We start from the raw sequence: 19,828 nt of genomic DNA, 5'->3' as shown, positions 1-19,828 counted from the left end.
ATGGGAAAGGCTTGCGGCTTCGGATCAGGGTTTCTTCGCCGACAGCTCACCGAGCATCTCGACTAGGGCGTTCACCATCTTCACGGAGGCGTCGAGCTGCACTTTGTTGACACCGATCCACGTTTCGTAACCGCCGAGCTTGTGCTGCTCGGGCGTGGGCAGGTAGCCGTGGGAGCCATTGGCGATGGAAATGTTCATCAGCGGCTGGATGGGGCTTCGTTGCTTCAATTCGAGGCCGATTTCCGCGAACACCTCAAACGGCATCGCAGCCACGGCCAGTTCGCCGATGCGGTGCGTCTGCACGATCACGTCGAGCGTCGGCGGCATGTCCGGTGAGGCAAACGCGAGCACGGTGCTGTAGGTGCTATACCGGCTGGCGCTCATCGGCTTGATCCTTCGGGCCTTCACCGACTCTGCCCACGCGACCTCCTCCTTCGTCGGATAGCGCCGCTCGAAGGTGAGTGTACGCTGCACCGAGGATAGCTTCACGTGATCGTGCCATTGCAGTGTTTTGTGAGCCTCCATCACTTTGCTGGCGCACAGGTCCGCCACCTCGCGGGCTTTTTCGAAGGGTTGATACTTCTTCTTCGGCTGCGGACCGCGCTTGGCCAGTTCCTCGTCGGAGTAGCGCTCCAGGTTGTTCACGTCGCCGCTGCTGCCGTTGGCCATAATGCCGACAAACGGCGGATCTTGATGGCGGTCCGCACCGAGCAGCTCGCCCACGCGGTCAGCGAAAATGGCGAAGTAGTCGGCCGAGATGGTGTTCTCCGTCACACCGCCGACATAGTGCAGGCCGTAGGAAGCCATCAGCGAGATCGGTTTGCCTGAAGTGGATCTCACGGACACAAACGTGATCTGCGGGTCCACGGGGCCAGCGGGCCGCAGCAGACCCTTGTAACCGGGATTCGTGTCCACTTTCTCGACGTTGTCGTGCGCACCGTAGATCGGGCCGCGTTCAGGCATCACGAACCATCGGCGATTGAAGACCTGCGTCGGCTCCTCGGCGACGCTCCAACCAATCTGCGCCGGTTCCAGCTGATTGTGAGCCCGCAACACGCCATCGGCGATGCGCCGGGTGAGGAAAGCGCTGTATTCAAAAAACGGCTCGCCCTCGCGCTCCTCCAGCTTCGCACCACCCGTGGTGTGCGAATGCGTCGCCGAAATCACCACGCACTGCGGCGGGATGCCCGTCGTCTTCTCGATGATCACTTTGGCGGCAGCGGCCACTTCAGCCGAAATATGCCGCAAATCGCACACGACCAGCGCCAGCTTCGCCTCCCCATCATCAAGAACGAGACAACGGGCATGCAGCTCATCATGAACATGCGTCGCCGGCGGTCGGCTGGTGCGAGCGCCCGATTCGACGGCGATGGTCGGCGTGATGTTGCTCGTGGCCGCGCCCGCCCGAAAAACCGGCGCCGCAGCGACAAGATCCAGCGATGCGAATGCCAGACAAAAGCTGGTGAGGAGGAGCAGGGATTGGTGGCGCATGATTTCATCTGTGAACGGCACACGCATCGGCAACTTGCGGCACAACACCGCGAACTCCGGTACCTTTCTCGATGAGGAGCAACGCGACGCCTCACGGCACCATCGTGATGTCCTTCCGCAGTTTCAGGCGACCGAGCTTGTGCTCGCCGATGAGCCAGACTTGCAGCTTGCCGGGCTTTTTGAGCAGATTCGCGGGAATGGTGAGTGATCCGGTGCGGCGTTGCTCCTCGGTGAGGAAGAGCGGATGGCGGCCGTAGCTGTCCGCCTCGCTCCAGAGGTAGATGACGATGGGTTGGATGTTCGCCGCGCCAAAACCAACCTCCCAGCCGCCCTTCATCGACACTTTGTCTTTCGGCAGCGTGAGCTTGAGATCACAGACAGCGAACTCGCATGCCTGACTGGGCTTTCCATCGCGGTGAATGACCTGCGCGGTGTAGTCGCCGCAGGTGTCAAAGGCCCGCTCATGCACGCCGGGGCCAGCGAGAGCAATTTCCTCCACCAACTGGTCGCCGCGACGGATGACGAGCGACTTCACGCCGAGCTGATCGCGGTCCATGACGTTGAACTTCACGGGGTTGCCCTTCTGATACGGCACCCAGTCGCCGAGATCGAGGAGCAGGGTGCGATTGATCTTCGGCTTCGCGGCATCGGCCTCGTAGTTCGGAAAAAGCAGCGGTTCAGAGCGATTCGCGCCGCGCCAGGCCTCGCGATCCGTGATGCGAAAGAGCTGCTTGTTTCGCGAGGCGAGATGCGTGTTGAAGGCGGCCGCGCTGCGCTCCGTCGTGGCGGTGGTCGGCGGGCGGCTTTCATCTACGCGCACGGAGATCACGCGACCCGAGGCATCCTTGATGACCGCCGTGACCATCTCCACATGCGAGCCTGAGGTCTCAGTGGCGTGCGGCGTGTAGATCACATCACCCGCTTGCGCAGCGTCCGCCGATTGCGGCTCGACCAACCGGATGCCGTCGCTGATTTGCGGACCATAACGACGACTCACCTCCCAGATCCCGCAGCCCAGCGCGTAGCTGGTGTAGGCGGAGCAAACGCTGCCGTAGTAGGCCGCAGCGTTCGAGACCTTGCCTGTGAGGTTCTCCGTGTAGAGCACGCTCTGCGGATTCTCCACCGCTGCCAGGAACGTGCGCAATCCGATGTCAAAACCAATGTAACGCCCCTCCGACCGCACGCTGGAGTAAGGCACACCGACATTCTCCTTCCCCGCCTCAAAGAACCCGCCCTTCCGATTCGGCATCGTCCCCGCGACAGGCGTCCATCTCACCTGGGAGAGAATGCGAGCGCGATCCACCGTGCTTTGGAGCACGGCGTCAGATGAAGCTGGCTCAGCTGCGAAAGCATGGCCGCAAAGAAAGGTGCAGCAGAGCAGGAGGTGGCGATTCATGGGTTTTAAACAGGGTTGTCACGCGATGTCTTACTTCAACGATTTTACTGACAGGCCGCTTCATACCTTCTCAATTCATCAGCCTTTCATCGCGCGCGCCGCAGAATTGGCGTGGCCTGATGCGCTTTCTTGCTGGCAATTCAGCGCATTGTGAGGGATGGCACGGGATGTCGCACCCATTCAAAGAACTTGGAATCCCAGAGGAGATGATCCGTGGCCTGGAGGAACTGGGCATCACCACACCGACTGAGGTGCAGAAAAAAGTCATCCCGTTCCTGCTGAAGGATGGCAGTGATCTCATTGCTCAAGCGCAAACTGGTACGGGCAAGACTGCCGCCTTTGGACTGCCGCTGCTGACGAAGATGAATCCCAAGCATCGGGACATCCAAGGACTCGTTCTTGCTCCCACGCGTGAGTTGGCGAAGCAGATCGGTAAGCAGCTCTTCCGCTTCACCAAGCACACCGAGAAAATTTTTATCGAGGTGCTCAGTGGTGGTGACAACATAGACCGCCAAACAGAGGCGCTGAAGCGTCCCACCCACATCGTCGTCGCCACGCCGGGCAGGCTGCTGGACTTGATCGAACGTGACGCGCTGACTCTCGAATTCGTGCGCTATCTCGTGCTGGACGAGGCGGACGAGATGCTGAGCATGGGCTTCAAGAAGCAACTCACGGAGATTCTGAAGCTGGCGGCCATGCGGCGCAGCACCTGGCTGTTTTCCGCCACGTTTCCTGACGCGATCCAGGTTCTCATTAAGGGCTGCATGTCCGCTAACGCGCATTCGATCCAGATCGACACGGCACAGATAGTGAACCGCGACATCGACCACCGCTTCGCGATCTGCAAGCGTGCGGAGAAGACCGCCTTCATCGCGAACTTCCTCAAGCGCCAGAAGGACCAGCGCGGCCTCATTTTCACCCGCACGAAGCACGGCGCGATGGATCTTTGCCAGGAGCTGAAGGACATCGGTCTCGCCGTCGATGTGCTACAGGGCGATTTGATGCAAAAAGAGCGGGACAAGGTGATGCGCGCCTTCAAAAAGCAGCGTGTGCAGTTCGTCGTGGCCACGGATGTCGCCGCGCGCGGCATCGACGTGGCCGGTTTGAGTTTTGTGATCCACCATCAGCTTCCAGACCAGATGGAATACTACACGCACCGCAGCGGCCGCACGGCGCGTGCGGGGAACAAAGGCATGTCACTCGTCCTCATCGAGCCGAATGAAAAGTTGCTTGTCACGGAGTTGGAAAAACGGCTGCGGGTGAAGTTCAGCGAGTGGCGGCGGTGACCCGCTCAGAGCCTCTCCGCCGGCTGCGTCATGGCATGGAGGGCCGTTTCTTTGCCGTAGGCGGTGACGACATCGCCTGCCTTGATCAAATCATCACGGCTCGGAATGCCGGGATGCGTTTCGCCATCGCGTTTGATGGCGAGGATGACGACACCGCGGTCCCAGGGGCGTGAATCGCTCAGCGTGCGGCCGGCGAGGAAGGTGTCTGGCATGACTTCGATTTCGGAGACGACGTAGCCGTGCTGGATGCGAAGGAGCAGCTCGTAGTCGAGCGCGCGGACCATGCCGGTGCGCTCCAAGGTGCGCTGGATGACGTGATCGAGCACTTTTTGAAACCAGCTCATGCGTGAGATAAACAGCAGGAGCAGCAGCCCGCCGACGAGCCAGCCAAGCATGAGCATCGTGTCGCCGCCGGAGCTGCTTTGCAGCAGGGTGACGATGAGCGTGGCGAGCGCGGAGGTGAGGCCGACGTTGCCGGCGAGAATGAGATCGCGGATGATGCGGCGGCGGACCGGGTGGTTCACGACGAGCTCGGCTTCCTTGGTGGTGAAGCCGACGCCGAAGAAGGCGGAGTAGGCCTGGAAGCTGGCGGTGTCCCAACTGATGCCGGTCATCATCAGCGCCGTGGCACCGACACGCACCGCGAGCAGCGACACGAGCGCGATGACGAGCAGGGCGATGACGGGGGCGACCATGGTGAAATGACGAAATCAGAATGAGGAATGACCCGCCTGCATCGCCATGCGAAGCATTGCGGGCAGGCTAAGGAACTGGTCAGAGGTGCTTTTCGCTCACGGATTTGTCGTGGTCGTAGAATTGTTCCTTGGTTTGCTTGCCCTTCATGTCCCAGTAGCGGTTCAGGCCGTGGCGCTGGCCGTGGTCGAAGTTGGTTTCGGCGGACTGCTGGCCGTTTTCCCACCATTCCTTCATCACGCCGTGCATCTTGCCGTTGGTGTAGGGATATTCGCCGGCGGACTTGCCGTTGGAGTGCTTGTTGCGGACAAGGCCGGTGTAGGGCTTGCCTTTGTATTTCGCTTCTTTGCCTTCGTTGAGCAGTTCGACTTCTTTGTCGGCGAAATCGACTTCGGCAGGTTGTTTTTCGCAGGAGGAGAGGCAGAGCGCGCAGAGCAGGAGGGGGAGGAGTCGGTTCATCCTCTCAGCTTGGAGATGACAAGACGCATTGCAACACGCGGCTCCGGGTCACTTGCTCGCCAGAGTCTTCTTCCACTCCGCCGGTGCTCCGGGGAGCGTTTCGGCGAGGATGCGGCGGATGTGGGCGCGCTCGGTTTCGCCGAGGAAATTGTAGCTGCCGGTGGTGTCCTTGCCCTCGAGGACGGTCCAGAGGCGTGCGAGCACGGTTTGCTTCAGCGGGGCGGTGAGGTGCTGGAAGGTGAGTGAATAGACCATGTAGCTGCAGCGGTGCTTGAAGAGGCGGTTGAGGAGTTGGAAGTCCTTCAGGCTGCGGCCGTCGCTGCTTTGCGGAGCGCGTTTGGTGAAGGCGGTCTGGAAGGCCGGATCGCCCTCGATGCCCCCTTCGGGCAGGGCGGCCTCGTCTTTGAAGAGGAGCGCCTCGATGACGTCCTCGGCGCAGTGGTCGATGATGCGGCGTGCGGTGCCGGTGGGCTCGCTGCTCACGGGTTCCCCAAGCTCTTTTTGAAGGCTGGTCTGCATGTGCATCGCGCGCAGAGAGGTGTGGTTGGCCTTGGTGAGCACGTTTTGCACGCTGGTCTGATGCTCCAGGACCATGAGGGCGACGATGTCGCTCGTTTTGCGCTGGTATGGCGTGGTGTCGAAGAACTGGGCCAGGCTGGTGACGTTCGCCCCTGTTATGAAGTCGATGTCGATGGTCTGGTCGTTTTTTTCCGTGGCGGTGATGTTGCCGCGATGCAGGACGCTGCCGTGCCTGCCGGTGACATACCAGCCGCCCCAGCGGTCGCTGAAGGGCGTGGTGGTATCGACGACGGTGCTGCCCTGGCTCATGATGGGGTGGCCTTCCGGGCCGGGAAAGACGGAGCGCACAATGACGCCGGGCACCTCGGGGGTGAATGGGCCGCCGTGGCAGCTCAGGCAGCTCTGGTCGCGCTGGAAGTGCAGCGGCTTCTGCGGTGCCTCATCGGGATCGAGCAGATAAAAGATCGGACCGAGCTTCGGGTCGATGGTGGAGACCTCGATGGAGCCGCCGAGGCAGTAGCCGACATAGGCGTTGTCGCCGAAATAAACGACGCGTGGTGTCTGCGGGCTGATGCGGTCGTTTTGCTTGCTGGTCTTCGAGAAGACCATCGTTTGTGACTCTGGCGGGATGTCGAAATGCTTCATCACATCGCGCAGCACGGTCCAGGCGTCGGTGCGGTCGATTTTGACCTTTCCGGCGGCCATGAGGCGTTCGAGGCGCTGCGCGGCGTCGTTGGGCTCGGTTTCCGAGTAGCGGATGGGAGCGTTTTCGTATTCGTCTTCGGCCAGCAGGGCGGCGCCGGAGAGCGAGAAGGCGAGCAGGCCTCTTTGCAGGAGACGATTCATGACTGGGGAAGCAAAATGCGGTTCAAACGTGCTCCATCGACACCGGAAACGAGGTCGCACAGTGTATGGCGGTCGAGCGTTTCGTAGAAAGCGTTCACGGCCTGGGCGAGCACGCCTTTGAGGCGGCAGGAGCCGTTGATGGCGCAGGTGTTGTGATTCTTGTCGAAGCATTCGACGATGAAGGGCGAATCCTCCGTTCGGCGGACGACCATGCCGATGCGGATGTCCTGCGGTTTCATGCCCAGCGCGATGCCGCCACCACGGCCGCGACGGGTTTCGAGGTAGCCGAGCTTGGCGAGGTAGTTCACCACCTTCACCAGATGGTGGCGCGAGATGTCATAGGCCTCGGCGACTTCACTGAGAGAAAAAGCCTCGGCCTTGAGCGCGGCGAACATGAGAACGCGCAGGGAATAGTCGGTGAAGAGGCTGAGTCGCATGCCCGCTTTACGAGGGCAGGGGATTAAACTTGCACGCCGCGTGCACCTTTAAGCATCTCGCGCCAAGCGCCGCGCATTCAGCGGCAGGATCGGCACAATCCGGGCGCAAAAAACCCGGAGGCGCGTGCTCCGGGTTCTCGTCGTTCGTCTGGCTGGACGAAGGGCTTCAATGCTTGCAGGTCTTGCAATCGGCGGCTTTTTTCTCGCAGCAAGCGGCGCTGGCAGAGCAGCAGTCTTTTTTCTTTCCAGCGAAGATGCAGCGACCGTCGGAGGTGCAACTGCTGAGGGTAAGGGCGGCGAGCGCGAGGGTGAGGAGTGCTTTCATGGTGGTGTGTTATTGGAGTTCAGGATCAGTCACCGGAAGGTTCCGGCATGTTGATTCGAGCGAGGATGAAACGTTTTATTCCGGGCATTCTCCGCAGCGAATTGCATGGCGGACCGGTTCGGGCATAGAAAAGCCCGGAGGTGGTGCCTCCGGGCTTCGTGGGTGAGATCAATCACCGCGCAATGAATCAGCCTTCCTTCAGGGACTCCACTTTCTTGTGGGAGCTGACGGCGGTCACTTTCTTGCCGACGAGCTTGTCAGCATCCTTGACGGCGGCGGTCAGGGTGAGTTTGACGTCCTTGCCGTCGGCTTCGATGACGATGGCTTTGGAGTCGGCGTCAACGGACTTGAGCTTGCCGCTGGTGGTTTCGGTTTTGCCACAGCCGGCGAAAGCGGAGGCGGAGAGGCCGATGACGGCGAGGGTGGTGAGGATGGATTTCATATTTGATTGAGTGTTGGCTTTTTCCGGCAGGGAACTGCCCCAAATCGGATTTGCACACATTCAAAACGAACGAGCCGGGGTCTGACAATCAAAATTTTTGGGGGGGGATGCAAAAAGGCTCGTCACACGGTCGCCGCCTGTGCCACGCTCTGGACATGAGATTGAACGCGCTTTTCCTTTTCCTGAGCCTGTTTTGGCCGTTTGCAAAGGTCCTCGCCCATCCGCTGCCGGACGTGGCGGTCAGGGCGAGCTTCGAGCAAAACGGCGACTGGACGCTCCAGGTGGAGATCGACCCCCGCAGCTTCGAGCCGGATCCGAATGTGGCCCCGTACCTCACGAACGCCGATCTCGGTGTCACGCCACCGGAGCAAAAGGACAAGCTGAAAGCCACGGCCCGTGACTACATCCAGCGCGTCGTGGCTGTGGTGCTGGATCCTGTCGTGGAGGTGAAACCGGAGTTCGACTGGCAGTTCACCACCATGGAAAACGCCCCGCTCAAGACTCCGGAAGACCCGGTGATGCTCACCGGCACCTGGAAGACGAAAATTCCGGCGGGAACGACCGGCTACTCGATCAAGGCGCTGCCCGAGGGAACGCTGAGCGTGCTTTATCACAACACGGCGCTCGGGAAGAAGGTGGAACGCTACCAAATCCTCTTCCCCGGCGAGTCGAGCTATGTGCTGTCTTTGAAGACCTTCTCACCGCGCAGCAAGGCTCCGCCACCGATCACGACTGATGCTGGTGCCGCCGCCGCGGGTGATCTCATGTGCCCGATGTGCGAGGCCGCGGCTGGAAGCGGCTACACGCTGCCTGCTTTGGCTTCCGTGGCAATCATCGTGGCGCTGGTGACCTTCCTGCGGAAGAAACGTGCCGCCTGAACGGTGGCGGAGAACTTCCATTTGCGCCGCCATCGGCAGCGCGTAAAGGCCGCCGCGTGAATCAGGCATTTGTATTGGGCGCAGGCATTGGCGAACGGCTCCGGCCGCTGACGGAACAGCTTCCGAAACCGCTCGTGCCTGTGTTTCACCGGCCGCTCATCACCTACGCGTTCGATCATCTGATCGCGGCAGGCGTCTCGCGCCTCGTGGTGAACACGCATCACATTCCCGAGGCCTATGCGCGGACGTTTCCGCAGCAGAGCTACCGTGACGTGCCAATCCAATTCCGCAACGAAAGCCCCGTGCGTCTCGAAACGGCCGGCGGCATCGCCAACGTGCGTGATCTGCTCGGGAACGACTCATTTCTCGTCTATAACGGCGACATCCTGACCGACCTGCCGCTCAAGCAGTTGATCACCGAGCATCGAGAGAACGGCAATCTCGTCACGCTGGCGCTGCGCAGCCATGGACCGTCGTTGCACATCGCGTTCGACCAGCGTTCCTGCCGCATCACCGACATCCGCAACAAGCTTGGCACCGGTGACGATGGGAAATATCTCTTCACCGGCATCTACGCCTGCGATCCGGCCATTCATGACTGGATCACTCCCGGCAAGGTCGAGTCCGTCATACCGATCTTCCTCAACATGATCCGCGAAGGCGCGAAAATCGGCGGGGTGGTCATTGATGAGGGCAGTTGGTGGGATCTCGGCAGCCGCACGGCCTATCTGGCCGCGCATGCAGCGCTCAACGGCAGGTATGGCCCCGCGCTCGATCCGGCGGCCAAAATCGACGATGGTGCCATCCTGCGCGGCACGAATGTCATCGGCGCTGACGCCGTGATCGAGTCCGGTGCCCAGCTTGAGGACACCATCGTCTGGCCCGGTGGACGCGTCGTGCGCGGCGCGGTGCTGAAGCGCTGCATCGTGCGCAGCGGTGTCACGGCCGCGGGAATCGTGGAGGATGCCGATTTCTGAGTGATCCGGGTTTCAAGTTTAAAGTTTAAGGTTTCAAGTTGTGTGAATGCGTGGTCGCTCTGAGATTTTCCAACTTGGAACTTTGAACCTGAAACTTTGAACTGACGAAAATGTCCCCCGAACACGAGGCCCTGCTCATTCTCACCCGCGAGCAGTTTCCAGAACTGAATGACGCGCCGTGCGAGGTCGAGGTGATCCTCAAGGGGGCCTCTGACCGCCATTTCTACCGCCTCAACTGGCAGGACGGCCGCGAGTCGATGGTGCTGATGGTTTACACGCTCGCCCGCCGGGACAATCCGAAGTTCGTGCCTGCCACCCATCGCCTCGAAAAAATCGGCGCGCATGTGCCGCATGTGATGGCCTTCGACGAGCGGCGTCTCTGCGTTTGGCTGCAGGATCTCGGCCGCGTCGATTTGCAGTCCTTCGATCAGAAGCCCTGGGCCGTGCGCCGTCCGCTTTACGAGGCCACTTTGCGCGAGGCGGCCAAATTTCACGCCGTCGGTGAGGTTTCACTCTCGGACGCCGATCTCGAAGAGCTGGAGCCGCCCTTCGACGAGGCGCTCTACGAGTGGGAACAGAATTACTTTCTCGATCACTTCGTCGGCGGGCATCTCGGGCGTGAATTCGGCCGCGATGAATACGCCTCCGCGCACGAGGCGCTCAAACAGCTCCGCCGCCGCCTCGCCAGACTGCCGCGCTGCCTCGTCCACCGCGATTTTCAAAGCCAGAACGTGCTCATCCGTGGCGAGGATGCCTGGCTGGTCGATTATCAAGGGCTACGCCTCGGCCGCGCCGAGTACGACCTTGCCTCGCTGCTCTACGACCCCTATGTGACTCTCACGCGTGATGAGCGCCACGAACTGCTGCGCTACTACGCTGTGCATCGCGCGCTCGACCGGGATGAACTACACGAGGTCTTCCACCTTTGCGCCGCGCAGCGCCTCATGCAGGCGCTTGGCGCGTATGCGAATCTCAGCCGCAACCTCGGCAAGCCGCACTACCAGCAGCACATTCCCGCCGCTGTCTTGAATTTGACCGAGGTTTGCCGCGCATCCCCGGATCTGGACCCCCTGCGGGCGTTCTTCGAAGGCGGCTTTTGATCACACCGGCCAGCGAAAACACTGCCCCGCTGCCAGCTTGCCGCGGGAGTAGGCGGAGATGCGGACGCGGTTGGCGCTGTTGCCGCTGAGGAGCCAGACGTTCTTCTGGTCCATCGCGTGCAGGAAGCCCACATGGCCGCTGGCACCGGCGGATAGCGGCTGGGTGACGACGATGCAGCCGTAGGTCGGCGCCACAGCGCGGCCGAAGCCGATCCACTGGCCCGCGAGGCCGGTGCCGTGGCCGCGGAAGCCGGCTCTTCGCAGGCTCCAGTTCACAAAGGCAGCGCACCAACTCGTTTCGTCACCGCCACGCACACCCACGCTGGCGAGGTATTCGATGATGCGTGGATTGTCGCCAGGATTCCACTCGGCCACGCCTTGCTCACGCAGAGCGACTTCCATCCACGGTGGTGCCTGTGGCACGAAGCCGGCGGCGGGTTGCGCGGGTGTCGGCGCGGGCTGCGGAGCGCCGTTGGGCGGGATCACTTGCAAAATCTGGCCGGGAAAGAGCACGCGGCAGTTGTTGTTCGCGTCGCAGAGGCCGGGATTCGCCGCTTTGAACTGGTCGAAGCTCATGCCGAATTTGCGGGCGATGCCCATGGGCGTGTCGCCGGGCTGGATGACGTAGGCTGCCATGAAGACGGATGTTACGGTGACACGAACGAAAGCCAAACACGAAATCGCATTGCCCAATCCCACCGCCTGCGCTCTAAATGGCGCTCTCCAACCCGCCGCATGTCCGAACCCGCCGCCGCAGCCCCGCCGATCGCGCCCAGCAAGCGCCGTGTCTTCGCGTCGCGTCTGTTCAGCACGCTGATGCTGTGGGCGCTGCTCGCGGTGGCGTTTCAATGGAAGAGCAACCTCCTGCTGCTCGCCATCACCGGCTTTTTCGGCGTCGCGGGAGCGGTGGAATATTATCGTCTCTTGCGCGTGGATGTGCATGCGCGCTCCTTCAACATCCTCGGTTCCATCATCTGCCTGGCCTACTGGGGGTCGGTGATCTGGTGGACAACGAGGCATCACACTGAGCCGCCGATGTGGCTGGACCTGGCCGCTCTCACGGCCAGTGTGCACGGCTCATTCCTGCTTTGCTACCGTCACCAGCTCGAGGGCGCGCTCACACTGCAGCGCATCTTCAACACGGTCTTCGGTGTCGTCTATACCGTCATCTTCTTCGGCTTCATCGTTCGTCTGATGTATTTCCAGCCGGACGGCATCGGCATTACCGGCTTCTTCCTCGTGCTTTTCCTCATCATGGTCACGAAATTCAGCGACATGGGCGCCTATGCGTTCGGCGTGGTCCTCGGGAAGCATAAAATGATCCCGCACATCAGCCCGGCGAAGTCGTGGGAGGGCTTTGTCGGCGCGTTTGTCGGCTCCTTTGTCGCCGCGATCATCCTGCTGCTCGCCATTCCTGAAAAAATCGCCCCCATCGGCTGGCTGCATGGAATGATCCTCGCCCCGGTGCTCTGCGCCACCGCCGTGACCGGGGACCTCGCGGAATCCGTGCTGAAACGTTGTGTCGCCATCAAGGACAGCGGCCACAAGCTCCCCGGCATCGGCGGCATTCTCGATCTCACGGACAGCCTGCTTTTCACCGCGCCGGTGTTTTATTTTTACTTGTCCGCCATTGCGCGGTGAAGGATGACGAAACCAGAATGAGGAATGACGAATCAATTCCCAATGTCTAAATCAGGGTTCGTTCTTTGGGCTTCGTCATTCGCCATTTTGATTTAGTCATTCTGATGCCCTCAGCCAATTCCATCGCCAAACGCCGCGTCCTCCTCCTCGGTTCCACCGGCTCCATCGGCACCAGCGCGCTGAAAGTCGCCCGCGACATCCCGGAGCGGATGCAAATTGTCGGCTTGGCCGCGAACAGCAGCGTTGAGTCGCTCGTCGAGCAGGTCCGCGAAACCGGTGTGAAGCAGGTCGCGCTCACCGATGCCGCCGCGGCGGCCAAGGCGCGTGCGTTGCTGCCTGCGGATGTCGTTTTACACACGGGAATGCAGGGGCTCGTCGATCTCGTCAATGAATCCGACGCCGACATGGTGCTCGTCGCCATCGTCGGCACCGCCGGGCTCGCTCCGGCGCTCGCGGCGATCGAGCGCGGCATGCATCTTGCCGTCGCCAGCAAGGAAATTCTTGTCATGGCCGGCGAGGCCGTCACCGAGGCCGCGAAACGCAAGGGCGTGAACATCCTGCCCGTGGACAGCGAGCACAATGCCATCTTCCAGTGCCTCGAAGGCCACCAGCACAGCAGCGTCCAGCGCATCTTGCTTACCGCCAGCGGAGGCCCCTTCCGCACGTTGCCAGCCGATCAACTGCCGCAAGTCACCGTCGCGCAGGCACTGAAGCATCCCACCTGGACCATGGGTCGCAAGATCACCATCGACAGCGCCACGCTCTTCAACAAAGGCCTGGAGATGATCGAGGCGAAGTGGCTCTTCGACGTGCCGATGGAAAAGATCGAGGTCGTCGTGCATCCGCAAAGCATCGTCCACAGCATGGTCGAGTTCGCCGACAACAGCGTCATCGCCCAGCTCAGCCACAGCGACATGTGCTTCCCGATTCAATATGCCGTGACATGGCCCGACCGCGTCCCGAACAACCTCAAGCCGCTCGACTTCGCCAAGGTCGGCGCTTTGCACTTCGAAGCACCGCGGGTGAAAGATTTCCCCGCGCTCAATCTCGCCCGCCACGCCGGCACCGTCGGCGGCACGCTGCCCGCCGTGCTCAATGCGGCGAACGAAGTTGCCGTCGATGCCTTCCTCAATGGCAAGATCAATTTTCCCGGCATCTGGCAGACCGTGGAGCGCGTCATGAACGCGCATCAGGTTGTCGCGCATCCGAATCTGGAAGCCCTCATCGAGGCAGATGCGTGGGCGAGGCGTGAGGCGGCGGCGTGACACCAGCTTCCAAAAACTTCCCAAAAATCCCCTCGCTCCCGGTGGCGGCGTGCTACTCTCGCGGTGAACCTTGTTCACCATGAAAACCACGCTCAGCCTCGCGCTGCTGCCAGTCATGACACTGGCTTTTGTTTCTGTTTCCTCAGCGGCTCCCTCCAAAAGCCGTGCCAATGCCAAAGAAGCTGCCCCGCCGCCCTTGCAGGCCACGATCAGCATCAATCCGGCAGAGCTTTCACCCGAATCGACCATCGAGGTCGTCTTTCCGACGCCGATGGTCGCCAAGGAGCAGATCGGCAAAGCGGCGGACGCCTCGCCGATCATCGTCTCCCCGGAGCTGACGGGCACATTTGAGTGGACGAGCACGCGCAGCGGGCATTTTCACCTCACACAGGCCCCGAAGTTCGCCAGCAGCTATGACTTCAAGCTGCGCGCTGGTCTGGCCGATCTCACAGGCAGGCCGCTTTCGGCCGAAAAACTCGATTCCGTCGAGAGCGCACGCTTCCGCATCATCGACCAGCACCCGCGCTGGTTTGATGACGGTGCGCAGAACCGCAGCCCGCGTTTTCTCTTCGAGTTCAACGACGCCGTGACGCCCGCCGAGGCGGTGAAGCACATCCAGTTCACTTCCGAGAACGCGCCGCCAGTGAAGGCGACGATCCGCCATGCCACGGGCAAGGATTTCACCCGCATGAGCGCGGAGCCGCAGCCAACGTGGGCGGAACAAATCTCGAAAGCGAAACCCGCCGTCGCCGAGGATGCCGCGCGGCTCAGCGCGATCATCGTGGAGCCTGAGTCGCCGCTGCCGGTCGCGAAAGGCTGGCGTTTGCAGATCGCCGAGACGCTCACGAACGCCTCCGGCCACAACGCGCTGGCCACCGGCGATGACATCCAGATCGGCGAGATCACGCCGTTCGCCGTTCGGCTGGTCGAGGCGCACACGCCCTTCGACAGCGACTATTACATCGACATCGACTTCAACAAACGCCTCCTGCCTCCTTCCGACACCGAGATGACGAAGGAGATGACCGAGGCGTTCGTGCAAAAAATCATGCCCTTCATCACCGTGAAGCGTGCGTCCATCGGCCAGAAGATCGCCGCGGTGGTGAACAAGGACGAAGGCCCCATGACCGGCCTCAAGGCCGAGGTGCAGGGCTGGACGCTGCGTCTCTCCGGGCCTTTCGAGGTGAATAAGAAGTATGAGGTCACCGTGGCGCAGGCGCTCACCTCCGGCGACAACCTGCCCTTGCAGGCCGCCTACAAGAGCGAGGTCACCTTCGTGCCGAATCCTCCCTACCTCGCCGCCCCGACCTTCATCAATGCGCAGCTCGCCAAAGGAGCGGGAGCTTACGAGTTCAGCGCCGCGAATGTGAGCCAGGTGCGCGTGCGTGCGAAGCGTCTCACCGGTCCCGAGCTGCTGAAGGCGCTGGACCAATACCGCGCCTACGAGACCGCCTACTACGGCAATGAGAAACAAAAGGCCGCCTACAAGACGCAGCCCATCGATGCCTATCCAGGCACGCAGGTCTTTGACCGCACCTTCCCAGTGAACAAGCCGCTCGACCAGAGCGAGATTTTGAAGCTCAACTGGCGCGAGGTGCTCGGCGATTTCGCTGCCGCGCCGCTCTTCATCGAGCTCGAAGGCACCGCCGCTGCCGGATTGAAGGACAAGGGCGTCATCACCCAGTCCCTCGTGCAGTTCACCGACCTCGGCATCATGCAGAAAAGCAACGGCCGCGAGTCTGTCTTCTTCGTGACGTCTCTCGAAAGCGGCAAGCCCGTCCCCGGCGTTCGCCTCACGCTCGTAGATTCCGATTTGAAGCTCGCTGGTTACGGCGACACCGACGCCAGTGGCATCGCCATCGTGCCGGGAACCTCGCCTTCGTTTGTGCTCGCGGAGAAGGCGGGCGACTGCGCCGTGATCGAGGTCAACGAAAGCGGGATCGGCGTTCCATATGAGATCAACCAGTCCTATGAAAGCGTCTGGCAGCCGCAGCGCCGCACCTTTGTCTTCACGGACCGCTCGCTTTACAAGCCCGGTGAGACTGCGCACTTCAAGGCCCACACACGCCTGCTGACGGGTGATGATTTGAGCCTCGATCAAGCGCCCGCCGAAGGTCGCCTCGTCATCCGCGATCCGCGTTACCGCGTCGTCATCGACAAGCCGGTCACCTTCACAGCTTCCGGTGCCTGGGCGGATGACATCGCGCTGCCCACCGGCCCTGCGGGCTGGTACAATGTCTCGCTGAATCTCAAATCGCCCAACGCGAACAGCCAGAGCAGCGACGGCGGCCACATGAGCTTCCGCATCGACGACTACAAGTCGAACACCTTTGAGGTGAAGCTCGATGCGAAGGCTCTCAAGTTTCAGGCCGACCGCATCCATCTGCCACTCAGCGCGAACTACCTCATGGGCAAGGCCCTCTCCGTGGCCGATGTCTCGTGGAGCGCGAACTCACGCCGCGATTTCATGCCGCCGGAGGCCTTCCGCGACTATCACTTCGGCGAGGCGCCCGCGTGGTCCCACTACGCGCAGGATCGTGATTCCGACGGCGACTACATTTACGGCGAGCAGGAGGAAAACGAGGACGAGTGGTTCGTGAACGGCGATCTTTTCCTCGGCGAGGACGGCACCGCTACGCTCGAAATGCCGCGCCCGCCGCCGGACCGCGCTGCGTTGCCGCAAATGGTGCGCGTGAACGCGGAAGTGACCGACATTAACGAGCAGACCATCAGCTCCGCCGTCGAGTTCGAGGTGCCGGGCGCGGATTACCTGCTAGGGCTCCGTGGCCCGCAGTATTTTGCGACCGCAGGGAAGCCGATGAACCTGGAGGTTGTCGCGATTGATTCCAAAGGTGCACCGGCCGCTGGAAATGTGCGCGTCGAGCTCAAAGTCGAGCGCCAGGAGTATCACACGCTGAAAATCGCCACCGCTGGCGGCGGCACGACGACGAAGGACCAGGTCGTGCTGCGTGAGGAATTGAAGCAGAGCGTCGATCTCAAGCCCGTGACCGCGAAATCCGCTCCTTCGGCCGCACTCGCCTTCACGCCGACACGTGGCGGCGTTTATTTCCTCACCGCTGAGGCCATCGACGCCAAAGGAACGAAAGTTCTCTCCCGCATGCCCTTCTACGCGGTCGGCGGCGGTGAATTCCCGTGGGCGATGGAGGATGGCAACCGTATGAACCTTCAGCCTGAGAAGACAAAGCTCAAACCCGGCGAGGACGCCGTGATCGTGGTCAAGACGCCAATCGCGGGCACCGCGCTCGTCACCCTAGAGCGCAACAAGATCCACCGCCAGTTCGTCACCGAAATCTCGCCGGACAATCCGATCATTCGCGTTCCGTTGGGCGAGGATGAATTCCCGAACGCCTACGTCTCGGTCATCGTCATCCGCGGCTCCGCCGCTAGCACGAAGCAGCACAAGATGCCGGAGTATCGCGTCGGTTACTGTTCTTTGACCGTCGAATCCGATGCGAAGGATCTGAAGCTCGCCGTGAAGCCGGACCGGGAGGAAGTCCGCCCCGCCGAGGCTGTGAGCATCACCACCACGATCACCGATGCGAAGGGCGCCCCCGTTTCCGGTGCGGATGTGACGCTCTACGCCGTCGATGAGGGCGTGCTCAGCCTCATGAAGCACGAGACGCCAGACCCCTCCGCGTTTTTCCACGCCGAGTTCCCGCTCGCCATCGACAGCTTCACCTCCTTCGACAGCCTGCTCTCCGAAGAGCTCGCCGCGCGTGATCGCGGCAACAAGGGCTTCGTCGTCGGCGGTGGTGATGCTGAGGCTTCGATGGGTGGAAAAATCGATGTGCGAAAAAACTTCATCGCCACGCCGCTGTGGCTGGCGTCGGGGATGACGGACGCGCAGGGCAAACTTACCGCCAGCGTCAACGCGCCGGACAATCTCACGCGCTATCGCATCATGGCCGTGGCCGCGCATGGCGTGGATCGTTTCGGCAAGGGCGAGTCCGCCTTCAAAATCAACAAGCCGCTCATGATCGAGCCCGCCGTGCCGCGCTTTGCCCGTCTGGGCGACGAATTCCTAGTCAAAGCCGTCGTTCACAACACCACGCCGCATTCCGGCTCCGTCGAGGTCACTCTCGATCTCGACAGCACCGCGACCTTCATCGCCGAGAAGCGCGATTTCATCCCCGCATCGCTCAATGCGGCCGATCGAGGCACCGCGAAGCAGCAGAAAGTGATCTTGCAGATCAAAGCGGGTGAAACCGCCGCCACCGCCTTCCCCGTGCAGTTTGTGCAGCTCGGCACCGCGAAGTGGAAATGGACCGCGAAGGCCGTGAACTGGCCGGTGCAGGCCAGCGACGGCACGGAATCGACTTTTGATGTGAATCACCCCGTGCCGGAGCTTCGCCATGTGGCTTACACACGGCTCAAGGCCGAGGAACCGGTCGAAAACCTCATCAAGGACGTGAATCCCGCGCTGCTCGAAGGCGAGGGCGAACTTTCACTCGGCATCAGCAACAGCCGTCTCTATGAAGCCCGCGACGCGCTCGATTATGTGCTCAATTATCCGTATGGCTGCGTGGAGCAGACGACCTCGGCCACGATGCCCTGGCTCGCGCTCGGCAAATACGAAACGCTGTTCCCGGATCAACTCGGCGGCGGCAAGGCCAAGCAGGTCATCCAAGCCGGCGTGAACAAGCTGCTGCAAATGACCACGGATGAAGGCGGACTCGCCTACTGGCCTGGCGGACAAGAATCCAGCCTCTGGGGCAGCGCCTACGGCGGCCTGCTCCTGCTGCGCGCGCGCGATCAAGGCGCGGACGTTCCGGCGGACGCGATCAACAAGCTCGTCGAGTTCCTCTCGAAGAAACTGCGCGGCCTCGATGAGGAGAAGGACTTCTATAACCTCACCGACTCCGCCCTGGCGCTCTACACGCTCGCAAAGGCCGGCAAACCCGAGCCTGCGTATCAAAACCTGCTCTTTGGCCGCCGCGACAAGCTGCCTGAAACCGCACGCCTCTACCTCGCGCTCTCGATGTGCCTCAGCAACACACCCGATCAGCAGATCAAGGACACCCTCGGCTGGAAACCGCCCGCACCTCCCGCCCCGCCGAAACCAGAAGGAAAAGGCAAGGTGGCCAAATCGAAGCCCAAGACCGACGCGAAAGCCAAAACGACCACTCCAGCTTCTGCTCCCGTGATTTGGAGCCACTGGGCCGGCAATGGCGCGAACAAGGCGCTGCGCTTGATCGCCTACACGCACCTCGGTTTGACCGAGGATGCTGAAAAACTCGCCGTTTCCATCCTGCAATCACGCAACGGCCGTGGTGAGTGGGGCAACACCTTCACCAATGCCTGGACGCTCACCGCTTTGTCCGCGTATGAGCGCAGCTTGAAGAAAACGGGCGAACCGCTCACCGCGAACGCGCATTGGGACGCCCAAAACCAGCCGCTGAACCTCGCCGCAGGCTTCTCCAGCGCGAAAGTGAGCTTCGCGCTCAATCAAACGCTCAGCGCCGCGCCGCTCAGTCTTGCCCTTCCTGCCGGACGTGAGGCCTTTGCACGCGTGGAGGCCCGCAGCTTCCCGCCGCAGCGTGACTTCGCCGGAGAGAACAAAGCCTACGCCATCGAGCGCAGCTACGAGGAGCTGAACATGGACGGCTCCACCACCGGCACCGACGACCTCCGCGTTGGCGACATGGTCGTCGTCACGCTGAAGATCGAAATCGGCGGTGGCGACCGCTACCTCGCCATCGACGACTCCCTGCCCGCCGTTTTTGAAGCCATCAATCCCGAGTTCGGCACCCAGAGCGAGCGCGACTCCGACCAACTGCCCGACGGCACGCAGCCCTGGTTCTGCGACCACCGCGAAATCCGCACGGACCGCGCTCTGTTCTTCACCGACTACGCTCCCGCGAAGGGCAAGTTCACCCTGCAATACCTCGCCCGCGTCATCGCCGAAGGCGACACTACTGCCCCGCCCGCCCGCATCGAAGCGATGTATCAACCCGACAAATACGGCCTCAGCCCCACGCAGCGCATTCGCACCCTGCCTTCGGGCAACACGAAGGTTGCGGAAGTGAAGTGAAGCGGGCACTCCTGCCCGCCG

16 protein-coding genes are annotated in these 19,828 nt (G+C 61.7%); 7 read left to right on the top strand and 9 right to left on the bottom strand.

The genetic code is table 11. From position 1 onward, the window contains the following. Positions 1-24: 24 nt before the first annotated feature. Entirely contained in the window at positions 25-1,491 is a 1,467-nt protein-coding gene (locus ACILSE_RS04635) for a hypothetical protein (RefSeq protein ID WP_395716187.1), read from the bottom strand. A gap of 91 nt (positions 1,492-1,582) precedes the next feature. Further along, positions 1,583-2,887 (bottom strand): hypothetical protein, encoded by a 1,305-nt coding sequence (locus ACILSE_RS04630; protein ID WP_395716186.1) that lies wholly within the window; start codon positions 2,885-2,887, stop codon positions 1,583-1,585. 206 nt (positions 2,888-3,093) lie between these two features. Here ACILSE_RS04630 and ACILSE_RS04625 point away from each other — a divergent pair, with 206 nt between their 5' ends. Then, positions 3,094-4,173, top strand: coding sequence for a DEAD/DEAH box helicase (locus tag ACILSE_RS04625; protein WP_395716185.1), 1,080 nt, complete (start codon positions 3,094-3,096; stop codon positions 4,171-4,173). Positions 4,174-4,178: 5 nt separating this feature from the next. Here the strand turns inward: ACILSE_RS04625 and ACILSE_RS04620 are convergent, their stop codons facing one another. From ACILSE_RS04620 to ACILSE_RS04595, 6 genes are all read right to left on the bottom strand, one after another. Beyond that, positions 4,179-4,868 carry a cation:proton antiporter regulatory subunit gene (locus ACILSE_RS04620; protein WP_395716184.1) on the bottom strand — a complete coding sequence of 230 codons (690 nt, stop codon included), beginning with the start codon at positions 4,866-4,868 and terminating at the stop codon, positions 4,179-4,181. A 79-nt stretch (positions 4,869-4,947) separates the two neighbouring features. Next, positions 4,948-5,325 carry a toxin-antitoxin system YwqK family antitoxin gene (locus tag ACILSE_RS04615; RefSeq protein WP_395716183.1) on the bottom strand — a complete coding sequence of 126 codons (378 nt, stop codon included), beginning with the start codon at positions 5,323-5,325 and terminating at the stop codon, positions 4,948-4,950. Between the two features lie 48 nt (positions 5,326-5,373). Next, positions 5,374-6,690 (bottom strand): hypothetical protein, encoded by a 1,317-nt coding sequence (locus ACILSE_RS04610; protein ID WP_395716182.1) that lies wholly within the window; start codon positions 6,688-6,690, stop codon positions 5,374-5,376. Beyond that, a complete protein-coding gene (locus ACILSE_RS04605; protein WP_395716181.1) occupies positions 6,687-7,127 on the bottom strand; it encodes an Rrf2 family transcriptional regulator in 441 nt (146 codons plus the stop codon). The genes ACILSE_RS04610 and ACILSE_RS04605 overlap by 4 nt, the downstream gene beginning before the upstream one ends. A 166-nt stretch (positions 7,128-7,293) precedes the next feature. Next, on the bottom strand, positions 7,294-7,452 hold the full coding sequence (locus tag ACILSE_RS04600) for a hypothetical protein (RefSeq protein WP_395716180.1): 159 nt from the start codon (positions 7,450-7,452) through the stop codon (positions 7,294-7,296). Between the two features lie 187 nt (positions 7,453-7,639). Continuing rightward, a complete protein-coding gene (locus ACILSE_RS04595) occupies positions 7,640-7,894 on the bottom strand; it encodes a hypothetical protein (RefSeq protein WP_395716179.1) in 255 nt (84 codons plus the stop codon). Positions 7,895-8,049: 155 nt separating this feature from the next. On the opposite strand from ACILSE_RS04595, the gene ACILSE_RS04590 reads away from it, so the two are divergent. The 3 genes from ACILSE_RS04590 (at position 8,050) to ACILSE_RS04580 (ending at position 10,849) form a co-directional block, all read left to right on the top strand. After that, a complete protein-coding gene (locus ACILSE_RS04590) occupies positions 8,050-8,772 on the top strand; it encodes a hypothetical protein (RefSeq protein ID WP_395716178.1) in 723 nt (240 codons plus the stop codon). 56 nt (positions 8,773-8,828) lie between these two features. Beyond that, positions 8,829-9,749, top strand: coding sequence for a sugar phosphate nucleotidyltransferase (locus ACILSE_RS04585; protein WP_395716177.1), 921 nt, complete (start codon positions 8,829-8,831; stop codon positions 9,747-9,749). A gap of 110 nt (positions 9,750-9,859) precedes the next feature. After that, positions 9,860-10,849 carry an aminoglycoside phosphotransferase family protein gene (locus ACILSE_RS04580; protein WP_395716176.1) on the top strand — a complete coding sequence of 330 codons (990 nt, stop codon included), beginning with the start codon at positions 9,860-9,862 and terminating at the stop codon, positions 10,847-10,849. On the opposite strand, the gene ACILSE_RS04575 is transcribed toward ACILSE_RS04580, so the two are convergent. Further along, on the bottom strand, positions 10,850-11,485 hold the full coding sequence (locus tag ACILSE_RS04575; protein ID WP_395716175.1) for a LysM peptidoglycan-binding domain-containing protein: 636 nt from the start codon (positions 11,483-11,485) through the stop codon (positions 10,850-10,852). A gap of 99 nt (positions 11,486-11,584) precedes the next feature. Here ACILSE_RS04575 and ACILSE_RS04570 point away from each other — a divergent pair, with 99 nt between their 5' ends. The 3 genes from ACILSE_RS04570 to ACILSE_RS04560 all read left to right on the top strand — a co-directional run bounded on the left by ACILSE_RS04570 (position 11,585) and on the right by ACILSE_RS04560 (position 19,807). Next, the gene (locus tag ACILSE_RS04570; protein ID WP_395716174.1) at positions 11,585-12,490 is read left to right on the top strand and encodes a phosphatidate cytidylyltransferase; all 906 of its coding nucleotides are present in this window, start codon (positions 11,585-11,587) and stop codon (positions 12,488-12,490) included. A gap of 104 nt (positions 12,491-12,594) precedes the next feature. Beyond that, positions 12,595-13,755: a 1-deoxy-D-xylulose-5-phosphate reductoisomerase gene (locus ACILSE_RS04565; RefSeq protein WP_395716173.1), complete on the top strand. Its 1,161-nt coding sequence runs from the start codon at positions 12,595-12,597 to the stop codon at positions 13,753-13,755. 79 nt (positions 13,756-13,834) lie between these two features. Next, positions 13,835-19,807 carry an alpha-2-macroglobulin family protein gene (locus ACILSE_RS04560; protein WP_395716172.1) on the top strand — a complete coding sequence of 1,991 codons (5,973 nt, stop codon included), beginning with the start codon at positions 13,835-13,837 and terminating at the stop codon, positions 19,805-19,807. Positions 19,808-19,828: the final 21 nt, after the last annotated feature.

Origin of the sequence: Prosthecobacter sp. (genome assembly GCF_044236155.1) — a bacterium.
GTDB lineage: Bacteria > Verrucomicrobiota > Verrucomicrobiia > Verrucomicrobiales > Verrucomicrobiaceae > Prosthecobacter.
This window is presented reverse-complemented; position numbering and strand designations above follow the sequence as displayed.

Coding starts and splice junctions, on each gene's coding strand:
- ACILSE_RS04605 (WP_395716181.1), bottom strand. CDS start 7,127: ATGCGACTCAGCCTCTTCACCGACTATTCCCTGCGCGTTCTCATGTTC.
- ACILSE_RS04595 (WP_395716179.1), bottom strand. CDS start 7,894: ATGAAATCCATCCTCACCACCCTCGCCGTCATCGGCCTCTCCGCCTCC.
- ACILSE_RS04590 (WP_395716178.1), top strand. CDS start 8,050: ATGAGATTGAACGCGCTTTTCCTTTTCCTGAGCCTGTTTTGGCCGTTT.
- ACILSE_RS04580 (WP_395716176.1), top strand. CDS start 9,860: ATGTCCCCCGAACACGAGGCCCTGCTCATTCTCACCCGCGAGCAGTTT.
- ACILSE_RS04635 (WP_395716187.1), bottom strand. CDS start 1,491: ATGCGCCACCAATCCCTGCTCCTCCTCACCAGCTTTTGTCTGGCATTC.
- ACILSE_RS04560 (WP_395716172.1), top strand. CDS start 13,835: ATGAAAACCACGCTCAGCCTCGCGCTGCTGCCAGTCATGACACTGGCT.
- ACILSE_RS04565 (WP_395716173.1), top strand. CDS start 12,595: ATGCCCTCAGCCAATTCCATCGCCAAACGCCGCGTCCTCCTCCTCGGT.
- ACILSE_RS04600 (WP_395716180.1), bottom strand. CDS start 7,452: ATGAAAGCACTCCTCACCCTCGCGCTCGCCGCCCTTACCCTCAGCAGT.
- ACILSE_RS04620 (WP_395716184.1), bottom strand. CDS start 4,868: ATGGTCGCCCCCGTCATCGCCCTGCTCGTCATCGCGCTCGTGTCGCTG.
- ACILSE_RS04625 (WP_395716185.1), top strand. CDS start 3,094: ATGATCCGTGGCCTGGAGGAACTGGGCATCACCACACCGACTGAGGTG.
- ACILSE_RS04570 (WP_395716174.1), top strand. CDS start 11,585: ATGTCCGAACCCGCCGCCGCAGCCCCGCCGATCGCGCCCAGCAAGCGC.
- ACILSE_RS04575 (WP_395716175.1), bottom strand. CDS start 11,485: ATGGCAGCCTACGTCATCCAGCCCGGCGACACGCCCATGGGCATCGCC.
- ACILSE_RS04630 (WP_395716186.1), bottom strand. CDS start 2,887: ATGAATCGCCACCTCCTGCTCTGCTGCACCTTTCTTTGCGGCCATGCT.
- ACILSE_RS04615 (WP_395716183.1), bottom strand. CDS start 5,325: ATGAACCGACTCCTCCCCCTCCTGCTCTGCGCGCTCTGCCTCTCCTCC.
- ACILSE_RS04610 (WP_395716182.1), bottom strand. CDS start 6,690: ATGAATCGTCTCCTGCAAAGAGGCCTGCTCGCCTTCTCGCTCTCCGGC.